This is a genomic window from Porphyrobacter sp. CACIAM 03H1, from assembly GCF_002215495.1.
In the GTDB taxonomy this organism is placed as follows: domain Bacteria; phylum Pseudomonadota; class Alphaproteobacteria; order Sphingomonadales; family Sphingomonadaceae; genus Erythrobacter.
Map to the genome: position 1 here is coordinate 812,691 of NZ_CP021378.1, position 12,466 is coordinate 825,156.

Consider the following 12,466-nt stretch of genomic DNA (forward strand, 5'->3'; position numbering starts at 1 on the left):
GCCCGCCGCCGCAATCGGGGAGAGCCGCACAGCGCCGGGTTCACCCCCGGTTACAACTTGCCTATGCAAGGGGCCGCATTTCCGCCCCGGTTCAGGGGAGCATCAATCGGGCACGGGTCATGTCGAAACGGGGTGAGCAGTTGCAGAACAGGGGCGCGCGCGGAAAGCGCCGGGCGGCGGCGGAACGGTCCGGCGCGGCCGACCCCGCCCCGCGCGGCCCCGGCGGCAAGCCGCCGCGCACCGGCTGGCGGCTGTGGCTGCGCCGCCTGTTCGTCTGGGGTGCGGGTGTGGCGGTGCTCGGCCTCGTGTTCCTCGCCTTCGCGGTCGGCTTTGCCGCCTCCTCGCTGCCGAGCTTCGCCACGCTTCAGGCCACCCAGCCCGGGCAGACCATCATCATCCGCGCGCGCGACGGGCGCGAGCTGGTCGAGATCGGGCCGAGCTTCGGCGAATGGCTCGAATACGACGAGATCCCCCGCAGCATGACCGACGCCATGGTGGCGGTGGAGGACAAGCGGTTCCGTTCGCACTTCGGGGTCGATCCCGTGCGCCTCACCGGGGCGGTGGCGGAATGGATCACCGGCTCGCGATCGCGCATCGGCGGCACCTCGACCATCACCCAGCAGCTGGCGCGCAACCTGTTCCTCAACAACAACCGCACCCCCGACCGCAAGGCGCGCGAGGCGGTGCTGGCGATGGCGCTCGAATGGAAGTTCTCCAAGGAGGAGATCCTCGAGCTCTACCTCAACAAGGTCTATTTCGGCGGCGGCGCCTACGGGATCGACAGCGCCTCGCGCAAGTTCTTCAGCCACCCGGCGAACGAGCTCAGCGTCGAGGAGGCGGCGATCATCGCCGGGCTGGTCAAGGCGCCCAGCCAGTATTCGCCCACCGCCGACGTGCAGGCCGCGGTCGACCGCGCCAAGGTGGTGCTGCGGCTGATGCGCGAGCAGGGCTTCATCAGCGCCGACCAGGCCGATGTCGACGTGAGCACGGTGCAGCTCAAGGAGCAGGCCGGGCAGAACTCGGTGCGCTATTTCACCGACTGGGTGCTGCCGCAGCTCGATATCATCCTGCCCGAAACCTACGAGCCGATCGAGGTGTGGACCACGCTCGACATCGGGATGCAGCGAGCCGCGACGGCCTCGATCGAAGCGAACACCCCGAAAGGCGCGCAGGGCGCGCTGGTCAGCCTCGACCGAGACGGGGCGATTCTCGCGATGGTGGGCGGCACGGATTACGTGGCGAGCAACTACAACCGCGCCACGTCCGCGCTGCGCCAGCCCGGTTCGGCGTGGAAGCTGTTCGTCTATCTCGCCGCATTGGAGGCCGGCTACACGCCCGAGGACAAGGTGGTCGACACCCCGGTGACGATCGACGGCTGGAGCCCGCGCAACTCGAATGGCCGGAACGTCGGCGAGACAGACCTGCGCACCGCCTTCGCCTATTCGATCAACACCGTCGCGGCGCAGCTCGGCAACGAGGTCGGGTTCGGCACGGTCGCCTCGATGGCGCGGCGGTTCGGGATCGATTCGAAGGTCGACACCAACCCCTCGATGGTGCTCGGCGCCTCGGAGATGCGGGTGATCGAGATGACCCAGGCCTTTGCGGGCGTGGCCGCCAAGGGCGCGCCGGTCGAGCCCTACGGGATCACCAAGGTGACGGGAGCGAGCGGCGAGGTTCTTTATCGCCGCGAGAGCCAGCGCCAGTCGCCGGCGGTGCCCGATTACGTCGTGGCCGGGATCACCGACCTGCTCCAGGCCGCGGTCCAGACCGGGACGGGGCGCGCCGCCGACATCGGCCGTCCGGTGGCGGGCAAGACCGGCACGACCTCGTCGAACAAGGACGGCTGGTTCATCGGCTTCTCCAGCGGCATCACGACCGGCGTGTGGATGGGCCGCGACGATGCCAAGCCCGTCCCCGGCCTCCAGGGCGGCCGCGCCCCGGCGCAGGCCTTCGCCGCCTACATGCGCTATGCCGTCAGGGACCGCCCGGTCGAACCCTTCGACGTCACGCTCGAGCCGCCCGAATGGCTCGAACCCGACGAGGAGGCGCTGTTCGGCGAGCCGGAGGACTACTACTACATCGACGAGCAGGGCAACGCGATCGAGCCGAGCCGTCGCGATCCGGGCGCGGGGCCCTTCGGCGTGGAGGGCGAGCGCGGCCCTAACGCCCCGCCGGCCGCGAGCCAGGACTTCCTCGAGGAGGCGACCGGCGGCGCCCTGCCGCAGAACCAGCGCCCGCCGCCGCGCCGCCCGCCGCCGCAGCCGCCGGCGCTGAAGCCGGGCGAGCAATAGGCCGCGCCATACGAAAAGGGCGCCGGGATCGGATCCCGGCGCCCTTTGTCGTTTCTGCCGTGCGGCGCGCGTCAGCGCAGGCGGACGGCGATGAAGGCGGGCGGGTTGGGGCCGCGCTGGACGCGCAGCAGGATCGCCTCGCGCTTCTCGGCCCGGGCGGCAGTGACCTGCGCCACCAGCGCCTCGACCGAGGCGACCGGCTGATAATTGGCCGACAGGATGATGTCGCCGCGGCGCAGCCCCTTGCGGGCGGCGTCGGCATTGGGATCGACCGCAGCGACCACCACGCCCTGCGTCTCCGCGGGCACGCCGAGCGAGCGGGCGATGCCTGCGCTCATCGGCATGACCTGCATCCCGAGCGACTGCTCGATGGTGGTGTCCGAGGTGCCGGGCGCCATCGGCTCCTCGGCATTGGGATCGAAGGTCTGGTTCTGCGCCTGCAGCTCCTGCTCGCTCGGGCGCTTGCCGAGGGTGACGTTGATCGCGGTCCGCTTGCCGTCGCGCAGAACCTCGACCGGCACGGTGGTGCCCGGCTGGAGATTGGCGACGAGGAAGGAGACGGTCTGTTCGGCAGTCACTTCCTTGCCGCTGATCTTGGTGACGATGTCGCCTGCCCTGATCCCGGCGCGGCCCGCGGGGCTGGTGTCCTCGACCGACTGCACCAGCTCGCCGCGGCGCTTGGGCAGGCCGAGCGAGGCGGCGAGGTCCTCGTCGATCGGCTGGAGCCGCACGCCGAGGTATCCGCGCTGGATCTCCTGGCCCGAACGCAGCTGGTCGACGATCGGCGCGGCGATCTCGGCGGGGATGGCGAAGCCGATGCCCACGCTTCCGCCCGAGGGCGAGAAGATCGCGTTGTTGATGCCGATCACGTTTCCGCGCATGTCGAACAGCGGGCCGCCGGAATTGCCGCGGTTGATGCTCGCGTCGGTCTGCAGGTAGCGGTCATAGGCGCCGCCCTGCCCGGTGTTGCGGTAGACCGCCGAGATGATCCCGCTGGTCACCGTCCCGCCGAGGCCGAAGGGGTTGCCGATCGCCACCACCCAGTCGCCCACCCGCGCCGCGCTCGAATCCCCGAAGCGCACGAAGGGAAAGGTCTTGTTCGACCGGATCTTGAGCACCGCGAGGTCCGATGCGGCATCCGCGCCGATCACGTCGGCTTCGTATTCGGTGCCGTCCGACAGGGTGATGGTGATCGCCTCGAGCTTGGCGCGGGTATCGGGCGGGTTGATGACGTGATTGTTGGTGACCACGATCCCGTCGGCCGAGATGATGAAGCCCGAACCCAGCGACTGCGCCTCGCGGGTCTGCGGCTGGGCTCCGCCGCCGCCCTGGCGACGGTTGAACAGCTCGGCGAAGGGCGTGCCGGCAAAGGGATTGTTGGCGACCTCGACCCGCTGGCGCGTGGCGATGTTGACCACCGCCGGCTGGAGCTGGGCGGTCAGGTCGGCGAAGCTCGCCGGAGCGCCCGCGACCGGGACCACCCGGTCCATCACCGCATCGTCGTTCTGCGCCACCTGCGCGCCCAGCGGCGAGCCGGTGATCAGCGAGATGGCTGCGCCGCCCACCAGCAGCGCGCTCGACAGTCCGTATACGTAGCGCACGTTGTTCACGTCCTCTTGGTCCTTATCCTGTGAAGGAATGCGCAGGCACCCCGCGCCGTTCCTTAAACCCTTTGACGGGGCCGGCGCGAAGGCCGGCAGCCCGCTGTGCAAATGCCCTTTCCGGGGCTGAACGCGGATTGAACACCCGCGCCCTTCAACGCCGTGCGTCGGCGCTTTGTCGAATGGTCAGTTCCCGCCCTTGAACTGGCGGAAATACTCGCTGTCCTCCGACAGCACCATCGTGCTCTGCCCCTCGCCGGCGAGGAAGGTCTGCCGGTAGCTCTGCATCGCGCGGTAGAAGTCGTAGAACTTCGGGTCTTTTCCGTAAGCATCGGCGTAGATCTTGGCGGCCTGGGCGCTGGCTTCGGCCTGGATGATCTGCGCATCGCGCTGCCCGGCGGCGCGGATCGTGGCGGCTTCCTCCTGCCGGTCGGTTTCCATCCGGGTGAAGGCGGCATCGAGCGGACGGCCTTCGGGAAGGTCGGCAGCCTTGATCCGCACGTCGAGCACCTGCGCGCCGTAGATGCGCGCCTGCTGGTCGAGCGTGGCGGTGATGTTGGCCATTGCCGTCCCGCGCTCGGCGTTGATCAGCGCGGAGAACGGGCGCCGGCCCAGTTCCTGACGCAGCACCGAGGTGAGGATGGGCAGCAGCTGTGCCTCGAGCTGGCGTTCGGTCCCTGCCTTCTCGACCAGCTTCACGGGGTCGATGATCCGGTAGCGCGCATAGGCATCGACCTGGAGGCGCTGCTGGTCGTTGGAGAGCACCTGGGTGCGCTCCATGTCGAGATCGAGCACGCGGCGGTCGATCATCCGCACTTCCTCGACGAAGGGGATGCGGAAGTTGATCCCCGCGCCGGTCGAGCCGTAGGGCTGGCCGGGGCGGAACATGTTGAACACCCGGTCGGGCTGGCCGGTGCGGATCACCACCGCCTGGTGGGTTTCCGGCACGATCACCACGCTGGCGAGCAGTGCGACCACCAGCGCGACGAGGGCGATGATGACGTTGCGGGTGCTGCGGACGAAGTCGCTCATGGCCTCACTCCCCCTGCGTCTGCGGCTGCTGCTGCGCGCGGCGCTTCAGCTCCGGCAGCGGCAGGTAGGGCGTCACATTGCCGGATTCGACGATCGTCTTGTCGGTCTTGGACAGGATCTGCTCCATGGTCTCGTAATAGAGGCGGCGACGCGTCACTTCGGGCGCGAGCTTGTATTCCTCGTAGATGTCGTTGAACTCGCGCGCATCGCCCTGGGCCCGGGCGAGCACCTGCTGGGCCACAGCGCGCGAACGGTTGATTGCGGCGTCCGCGTCCTGCTGGGCCGAGGAGACGTCCTTGAAGGCTTCCTCCACCCGGCTCGGCGGATCGACCTTGTTGATCTCGATCCCCTGCACCTGGATGCCGGAGCGATAGGCATCGAGCCGCGCCTGCATCCGCTCGCGCACCTCCTGCTCGATCTCCGCGCGGCCCGCGCCGGTCAGCACCGTGTCGAGGTTCTGCCGCGCCACCGCCGCACGCATCGCCGCCTCGCCGATCTCCAGCAGGGCGTTCTGCGGATCGTTGAGCTGGTACTTGTAGAGCGTGAGGTCCGAGATGTTCCAGCGGATCAGGTAGCTGAGATCGACGAGGTTCTGGTCGCCGGTCAGGATCAGCTTCTCGGTCTTGGTGCCGGGCACCTCCTCGAGCCTGACCTGGGCCACGTTCTCCTTCTCGACCGTGTGGATCGGCCAAGGGGCGGTAATGTTGGTGCCGGATTCGAGCGTGGCGTAATATTTGCCGCCGAACCACTCGACCACGGCCTCTTCGCCCGGCTGGACGAAGTGCACGCTCGTCACTGCCGCCCAGACCAGCGCGACGCCGCCGACGATGACGGGCACCCAGCTCTTGCCGCCGGGCCTTTCGGGCAGGCGGAAGGCCGGCCCGCCGGGGCCGCCGCCCGCGCGGCGCGGACCTTCGGGGCCGCGGTTCTTGAAGATGTCCTCGATGCTGGCCGAACGCCGCTTGCCCGGCTCGCCCCCGCCGGGAAGCCAGGGATTGCGCGGGCCTCCGCCCGAGCCGCCGCCATCGCCCGAAGGACCGCTCTCGCCCGGCTCGTCGTCGTTGCCGCCGCCGCCCCAGGGGTTGTTCCTGCCAGCCATGGCGAGGCCCCTGAGGCCAGTGCCAAGACGTTCTCTCCAGCCGTCCAATCTCTGCATAGGCCGTTTATAGGCACGCGATCCGGCGAAAAACAGGGGTTCGCTGCGTGATTTTGGTGTTAGAGGCGTGGCGCAATGGACAACCCTGCCAATACCCCCCGTGACCCGGAAGCCGAAGAGGCGCTGATCCGCGCCGCGCTCACGCCCGAAATCAACCACCGCCTGCGCTCGGCCCGCATCGTCGCCCGCCGCGCCGTGATCGTCGCCGAGGCCGGCGACCTGTCCGACGCGGGACGCAACGACCTCGAAGGCGCGATCACTGCCGCAATTGGTGCCCTGCCCCAAGTGGACGAGGTGCGCGTGGCGCTGACCGGAGAGCGCCGCCGCCGCCGGCTGATCGCGGTGGGGTCAGGCAAGGGCGGGGTCGGCAAGTCGACGCTCACCACCAACCTCGCGGTCGCGCTCGCGCGGATGGGCCGCCGCGTCGGCGTTATCGACGGCGACATCTACGGCCCCTCGCAGCCCAAGCTGCTCAAGACCGAAGGGCTGAAGCCCGCCGCCACCCCCGACGGCAAGCAGCTGGTCGCGATCGACAGCCCCTATGGCGTCAAGGTGCTCTCGATGGGGCACATCGTCGCCCCCGGCAAGGCGCTCGCCTGGCGCGGGCCGATGACCGGCAAGGCCCTGTCGCAGCTGGTCGATGCCGACTGGGGCGAGACAGATCTGCTGCTGGTCGACCTGCCGCCGGGGACGGGCGACGTGCAATTGTCGATGCTCTCCGCCCACAAGCCAGACGGGGCGGTGCTGGTTTCGACCCCGCAGGATCTCGCGCTGATCGATGCCGCGCGCGCGGGCCAGCTGTTCGATCAGGGCGAGGTGCCGATCATCGGCCTCGTCGAGAACATGGCGGGCTATTGCTGCCCCGAATGCGGGCACATCAGCGATCCCTTCGGCAGCGGGGGCGTGGAGAAATTCGCCGCCGCGCTCGAAATCCCCTTCCTCGGCCGCGTGCCGCTGACGCTCGCAACCCGAATCGCGGGCGACAGGGGCGTGCCCCCGGCGGCAGGCGAGGGCGAGGAAGCCGCCCCGTTCCGCGCCATCGCCGAAAAGCTGGCGCGCTGGCTGGATACCGGGAAGCTCTAGGGAATGGCGATCACCCGGCGCGGATTGCTGGCAGGGGCGGCGGCCGGAGGGGGCCTCGTGGTCGCCTGGTGGCTGATGCCGCGCAGCTATGCGAGCCCGCTGGTCGCGGCGAGCGGCGAGCACGTGTTCGGCGCGTGGCTCAAGATCGCCACCGACGGGGTGGTGACGGTCGCCGTCCCGCAGCTCGAGATGGGGCAGGGCATCACCACGCTGCTGCCGCAGATCGTCGCCTACGAACTCGGCGCGGACTGGCGGCAGGTGGCGGTCGACCCTGCGCCGGTCTCGGGCGCCTATGCCAATGTTCCGCTGGCGAAGAAGTGGATGGCGCTGTGGGACCCGGCCTTTGCCGGGCTTTCGGAAGGCAGCGACGATCTCATCGCCACGCGCTTCGCCCAGTCGCGGCGCTTCAACGCCACCGCTGCGGGGACCTCGCTCGAAGCCTACGAGATGCCCGCCCGCGAAGCCGCCGCCGCGGCGCGCGCGATGCTGGCGCAGGAAGCGGCCTCGCGCTGGGGCGTCGCATGGGAGGAATGCGAGGTCGAAGGCGGTTTCGTCACCCACGGCAGCCAGCGCGCGAGCTTTGGCGAACTCGCCGAGGCGGCGGCGGAATGGACCCCGCCCGATCCCCCGCCGCTGCGCCCCGAACCCCCGCGCGAAAAGCCGCTCCCCGCCGATGTCGACGGCGCGCCCGCCTTCCCGCGCATCGACCTGCCCTCCAAGGTCGACGGCTCGTGGCGCTTTGCCGGGGACGTGCGCCTGCCGGGGATGGTGTTCGCCTCGATCCGCCACGGCCCGGCGGGCGGCTCCGAACTCGCCGGCTTCGACAAGGACGCCGCCGCGGGGATCAGGGGCCTTGCCGGGATCGTCGAGAGCAAACGCTGGCTGGCGGTCGCCGCCGACACCTGGTGGAGCGCCGAAAGCGCGCTCGCCGCGATGAAGCCGCGCTTCACCACCGCCGCCCCCGTCAACAGCCCCGACATCGCCGCGCGCCTCGGCACGCTGCTGACCGCGGGCGGGGCCCATGTCATTGCCGAGACCGGCTACGGCCGCGAGGCGATGCAGCGGGTCGACATCGGGCGGCGCTACGAGGTCGAACCGGCCTATGCCGCACCGGCCGAAACGGCGACCGCGACGGCGCGCTTTGCCGACGGGCGGCTCGACCTGTGGATCGCAACACAGGCGCCCGAACAGACGCGCATCGCCGCCGCCCGCGCGATCGGCATCGCCACCGAGGACGTCGCGCTTTACCCTGTGGCCGCCGGGGGCAGCTTCGATGCGCGGCTGGAACACGACCACGCGATCGAGATCGCCCTGATCGCGCGCGAGCTCGGCCGCCCGGTGCAGCTCGTCTGGCCGCGCCGCGACGAGCTGATCCGCGCCCGCCCGCGCGCACCCTACTGGATGCTGCTCGGCGCGCAGGTCGCCAAGGGCGGCACCAAGGGCGAGGGCGGGGCGATCGACGCGATGCGCATCCGGATCGCCACGCCCCCCGGCGCGCGCGAGTTCGGCAAGCGGTTGTTCGCCAACCTCACCCCCGAGGCGGCGATGCGCGAGACTGCGGGCGAGCCCGATCCGCTCGCCTGCGAGGGCGCGGTGCCGCCCTACCAGATCCCGGCGCTGCTGGTGGAGCACATCCCCGCCGACATCGGCCTGCCGGTCGGCAGGGTGCGCGGCAATTCGCACGGGCCCCTGATCTTCGCGATCGAGAGCTTCATCGACGAGATCGCGGCAAAGCACGGGCGCGAGCCGCTGTCGTTCCGGATGTCGATGCTGGGCGCCGACGTCAGGCTCGCCGCCTGCCTCCAGCGCGCGGCGCAACTCGCCGGGTGGGATGGCGGCGCGGACCAGAGCGGGCAGGGCCTCGCCTGCGCCCGCATCGGAGAGGGGCCCGAGGCCGCCCGCATCGCCTGTGTCGCCACCGCCCGTCAGGGCGAGGGCGGGGTGCGGGTGATCCGCCTCTCCGCCGCCGCCGACATCGGGCGGATCGTCAACCACGACATCGCGAAGCAGCAGATCGAGGGGGGGCTGGTGTTCGGCATCGGTATCGCGCTGGGCAACCCGCTGGAGCTGCGCGCGGGCCTGCCCACGGTGCCGAGCGATGCGGCGCTCGGCCTCCCCACGCTCGCCGATTGCCCCGAGATGCGCATCGAATTCATCGAGAGCGAAGCCCCGCCCGCCGATCCGGGCGAGCTTGGCGCGGTGGTCGCGCCGCCCGCGATTGCCAATGCGCTGTTTTCGGCTACAGGCTTGCGGCTGCGGCGCCTGCCCCTACTTTCGGACGGCATATGACCCCGACATTTGTGCCACAGCCAGGGCAGGCAATCGCCGCCTGCCGGAAACGAAACGTGCACCGCGCGTTAGGCCGGTCATGACCTGGCAGACCCAGCGCCTTCCGGGCGACCATCCTCCTGCAAAAAGCGGCCGCGTCGGCGTTCTGCTGATCAACCTCGGCACGCCCGACGGGCCCGACCCCGAATCGGTCAAGCGCTACCTCAAGCAGTTCCTATCGGACACGCGGGTGGTGGAGATCCCGCCGATCGCGTGGCAGCTGATCCTGCGCGGGATCATCCTCAACACGCGCCCCCAGAAAAGCGCCAAGGCCTACCAGAAGATCTGGACCGAGCGCGGCTCGCCGCTCGCCGACATCACCGCGCGTCAGGCCGAGGCGATGGTTGGGCGCTTCGGGGAGAGCGTGCAGGTCGACTGGGCGATGCGCTACGGCAATCCGTCGATCGAATCGCGCCTCACCGCGATGATGGCGGACGGCTGCGACCGCATCCTCATCGCCCCGATGTATCCGCAATACTGCGCAGCAACGACCGCGACGGTGTTCGACGAGATCGCCCGCGTGCTCAAGACGATGCGCTGGCAGCCGACCCTGCGCTTCGTGCCGCCCTATCACGACGATCCCAACTACCTGAACGCCCTCGCCGAGGACCTCACCCGGCAGGCGCGGGCGCTGGCCTTCAAGCCCGAGGTCATGCTCCTCAGCTTCCACGGGATGCCGCAGCAGACGCTCGAGAAGGGCGATCCCTACTACTGCCACTGCATGAAGACCGCCCGCCTGCTACGCGAGATGCTCGGGACAAGGCCCGAGTTCGAGGGCGTGCGCTTCGAGACCACCTTCCAGTCGCGCTTCGGACCCGCAGCATGGCTCGAACCCTCGACCGATGCGACCCTGATCGCCGAAGGGGAGAAAGGCACCAAGCGCCTCGTCGTCGCGGCCCCGGGCTTTGCCGCCGATTGCGTCGAGACGCTCGAGGAACTGGCGATCGAAGGGCGCGAGGAATTCTGCGAGGCGGGCGGCGAGGACTACGCCGTGCTCGACTGCCTCAACACCTCGGAGGACGGTCTCGCCATGATCGAGACCATGCTGCGCCGCGAGCTTTCCGGCTGGATTTGACGCGGAGCATTATTTACACCAGAGTCAGTTGCGAATCCGAACCTTCACCGGAGCATCGAGAGAGCCATGGCCACCCTTGCCGAAGCCCCGCAGTACACCGAAGCGAACGGTGGCAGCGCGCCCACCGACGCCCCCCGCCACTGGAACGAGCAGCGCCTGACCGAAGCCGATCTGGCCCATATTCCCGGAGAGGCGGGCTGGCCGCTGGTCGGCAACACTTTCACCATGCTCGCCGATCCCCACGCCTTTGCCGAGCGGATGATCCGCACCCACGGCAAGGTCTACAGGAACCGGGCCTTCGGCGGCTGGCAGGTCGCCCTGATCGGGGCCGAGGCGAACGAGCTGCTGCTGTTCAACAAGGACAAGATCTTCTCCAGCGAACAGGGCTGGGGTCCGGTGCTCGACCAGCTGTTCCCGCGCGGGCTGATGCTGATGGATTTCGAGCATCACCGGATTGACCGCCGCGCGCTCTCGATCGCCTTCAAGCCTGAACCGATGCGCCACTATTCGGGCGCCCTGAACCGCGGCATCGCCCGCGAAGTGGCGACCTGGGCGGGCCCCAAGACCTTCTATCCGGCGATCAAGAAGCTCACCCTCGATCTGGCGGCCGACAGCTTCATCGGGCTGCCGTGGGGGCCGGAAGCCGACAGGATCAACGAAGCCTTCGTCGACATGGTGCAGGCCTCGGTCGCGCCGGTGCGCCGCCCGCTGCCCTTCACCAAGATGAAGAAGGGCGTGGATGGCCGCGCCTACCTCGTCGATTACTTCACGAAGGAAACCCTGCGCCGCCGTGCGGAAGGCGGGGGGCAGGACATGTTCAGCCAGTTCGCCACCGCCACCCGCGAGGACGGAAGCCTGCTGCCGGTCGACGAGGTGGTCGATCACATGAACTTCCTGATGATGGCCGCGCACGACACCATCACCTCCTCGGCGACCTCGCTGATCTATCATCTCGCGACCAATCCGGCCTGGCAGGAGAAGGTGCGCGAGGAGATCATGGCGGTGACGGGCGGCCCCGACGGAGACGGCAACCCGCGCCCGCTCGATTACGACGATCTGGCGAAGCTCGACCTGACCGAGATGGCCTTCAAGGAATCGCTGCGGATGATCCCGCCCGTCCCCTCGATGCCGCGCCGCGCGCTGCGCGAGTTCGAATATGGCGGCTACCGCATCCCGGCGGGCGCGATGGTGGGCATCAACATCCACTGGACCCACCATTCCGAGGAATACTGGGAGAACCCCTACGCCTTCGATCCGATGCGCTTCACGCCGGACAAGGTGAAGGCGCGGCACAAATATGCCTGGGTGCCCTTCGGCGGCGGCGCGCACATGTGCCTCGGCCTCCATTTCGCCTACATGCAGGTGAAGATCCTGATGGCGCAGCTTCTCCAGCGCTACCGGATCGAGGCTGCGCCCGGCTACAATCCCGAATGGCAGGACTGGCCGATCCCCCAGCCCAAGGACGGGCTGAAGGTGACCTTCACCCCGCTCTAGGGCTGTTTCCTACATGGTGCGTGTGGCGTAACCGGCGGGAGGCTCTTTGCGATCGTCGGGTCATGCCGCTCCGTGCGCGGGGTTGTTTTCGCACGGCTGAATCGGCCGCCGGGATGCGAATTTCGCCGGCAAAGTGTCAACTTCGATTCTGCCGTCCAAGCCTTTGAGGGGATTGCGGAATTCCTGTAGGATTGCGAAGTTTGCAGTGTCAACTTTGTAAACTTTGGCTCAGAAATCGACCGCGATCCCGTCCTTCTCCCAATCGCCGTAGCGGGTGGGGGAGAGCTTCTCCTCGTTCGCGACGGGCTTCGGCGCGGGGGCGGGATCGTTGGTCCAGTGGGCCGGCTTCTTGAAGGCCTTTGCGGCCTCGGACTTTTCCTTGGTCATGCCTTCCAAATGCGCGTGC

General features: G+C 69.1%; 9 protein-coding genes. 5 read left to right on the top strand and 4 right to left on the bottom strand.

From position 1 onward, the window contains the following. Positions 1-119 precede the first annotated feature (119 nt). Complete coding sequence (locus tag CBR61_RS03980) at positions 120-2,291, top strand: transglycosylase domain-containing protein (protein ID WP_088913191.1); 2,172 nt, start codon at positions 120-122, stop codon at positions 2,289-2,291. Positions 2,292-2,362: 71 nt separating this feature from the next. Here CBR61_RS03980 and CBR61_RS03985 read toward each other — a convergent pair whose 3' ends face one another. The 3 genes from CBR61_RS03985 to hflK all read right to left on the bottom strand — a co-directional run bounded on the left by CBR61_RS03985 (position 2,363) and on the right by hflK (position 6,023). After that, entirely contained in the window at positions 2,363-3,901 is a 1,539-nt protein-coding gene (locus tag CBR61_RS03985; protein WP_088913192.1) for a Do family serine endopeptidase, read from the bottom strand. Positions 3,902-4,078: 177 nt separating this feature from the next. Further along, entirely contained in the window at positions 4,079-4,924 is an 846-nt protein-coding gene (hflC, locus tag CBR61_RS03990) for a protease modulator HflC (protein ID WP_088913193.1), read from the bottom strand. Positions 4,925-4,928: 4 nt separating this feature from the next. Next, positions 4,929-6,023 carry a protease modulator HflK gene (gene hflK / locus CBR61_RS03995; RefSeq protein WP_088913194.1) on the bottom strand — a complete coding sequence of 365 codons (1,095 nt, stop codon included), beginning with the start codon at positions 6,021-6,023 and terminating at the stop codon, positions 4,929-4,931. 132 nt (positions 6,024-6,155) lie between these two features. On the opposite strand from hflK, the gene CBR61_RS04000 reads away from it, so the two are divergent. From CBR61_RS04000 to CBR61_RS04015, 4 genes are all read left to right on the top strand, one after another. Further along, positions 6,156-7,163, top strand: a complete 1,008-nt coding sequence (locus tag CBR61_RS04000) for an Mrp/NBP35 family ATP-binding protein (protein ID WP_088913195.1) — start codon at positions 6,156-6,158, stop codon at positions 7,161-7,163. A gap of 3 nt (positions 7,164-7,166) precedes the next feature. After that, positions 7,167-9,452, top strand: a complete 2,286-nt coding sequence (locus CBR61_RS04005) for a molybdopterin cofactor-binding domain-containing protein (RefSeq protein WP_088913196.1) — start codon at positions 7,167-7,169, stop codon at positions 9,450-9,452. A gap of 79 nt (positions 9,453-9,531) precedes the next feature. After that, positions 9,532-10,566 carry a ferrochelatase gene (gene hemH / locus CBR61_RS04010; protein ID WP_088913197.1) on the top strand — a complete coding sequence of 345 codons (1,035 nt, stop codon included), beginning with the start codon at positions 9,532-9,534 and terminating at the stop codon, positions 10,564-10,566. Between the two features lie 66 nt (positions 10,567-10,632). Continuing rightward, on the top strand, positions 10,633-12,060 hold the full coding sequence (locus CBR61_RS04015) for a cytochrome P450 (RefSeq protein ID WP_088913198.1): 1,428 nt from the start codon (positions 10,633-10,635) through the stop codon (positions 12,058-12,060). A 228-nt stretch (positions 12,061-12,288) separates the two neighbouring features. On the opposite strand, the gene CBR61_RS04020 is transcribed toward CBR61_RS04015, so the two are convergent. Continuing rightward, complete coding sequence (locus tag CBR61_RS04020) at positions 12,289-12,447, bottom strand: DUF1674 domain-containing protein (protein ID WP_088913199.1); 159 nt, start codon at positions 12,445-12,447, stop codon at positions 12,289-12,291. Positions 12,448-12,466 lie beyond the last annotated feature (19 nt).

What these genes read in the sequence shown, in the direction of transcription:
- CBR61_RS04020 (WP_088913199.1), bottom strand. Translation starts at nt 12,447, where the DNA reads ATGACCAAGGAAAAGTCCGAGGCCGCAAAGGCCTTCAAGAAGCCGGCC.
- hflC (WP_088913193.1), bottom strand. Translation starts at nt 4,924, where the DNA reads ATGAGCGACTTCGTCCGCAGCACCCGCAACGTCATCATCGCCCTCGTC.
- hemH (WP_088913197.1), top strand. Translation starts at nt 9,532, where the DNA reads ATGACCTGGCAGACCCAGCGCCTTCCGGGCGACCATCCTCCTGCAAAA.
- CBR61_RS04015 (WP_088913198.1), top strand. Translation starts at nt 10,633, where the DNA reads ATGGCCACCCTTGCCGAAGCCCCGCAGTACACCGAAGCGAACGGTGGC.
- hflK (WP_088913194.1), bottom strand. Translation starts at nt 6,023, where the DNA reads ATGGCTGGCAGGAACAACCCCTGGGGCGGCGGCGGCAACGACGACGAG.
- CBR61_RS03980 (WP_088913191.1), top strand. Translation starts at nt 120, where the DNA reads ATGTCGAAACGGGGTGAGCAGTTGCAGAACAGGGGCGCGCGCGGAAAG.
- CBR61_RS04005 (WP_088913196.1), top strand. Translation starts at nt 7,167, where the DNA reads ATGGCGATCACCCGGCGCGGATTGCTGGCAGGGGCGGCGGCCGGAGGG.
- CBR61_RS04000 (WP_088913195.1), top strand. Translation starts at nt 6,156, where the DNA reads ATGGACAACCCTGCCAATACCCCCCGTGACCCGGAAGCCGAAGAGGCG.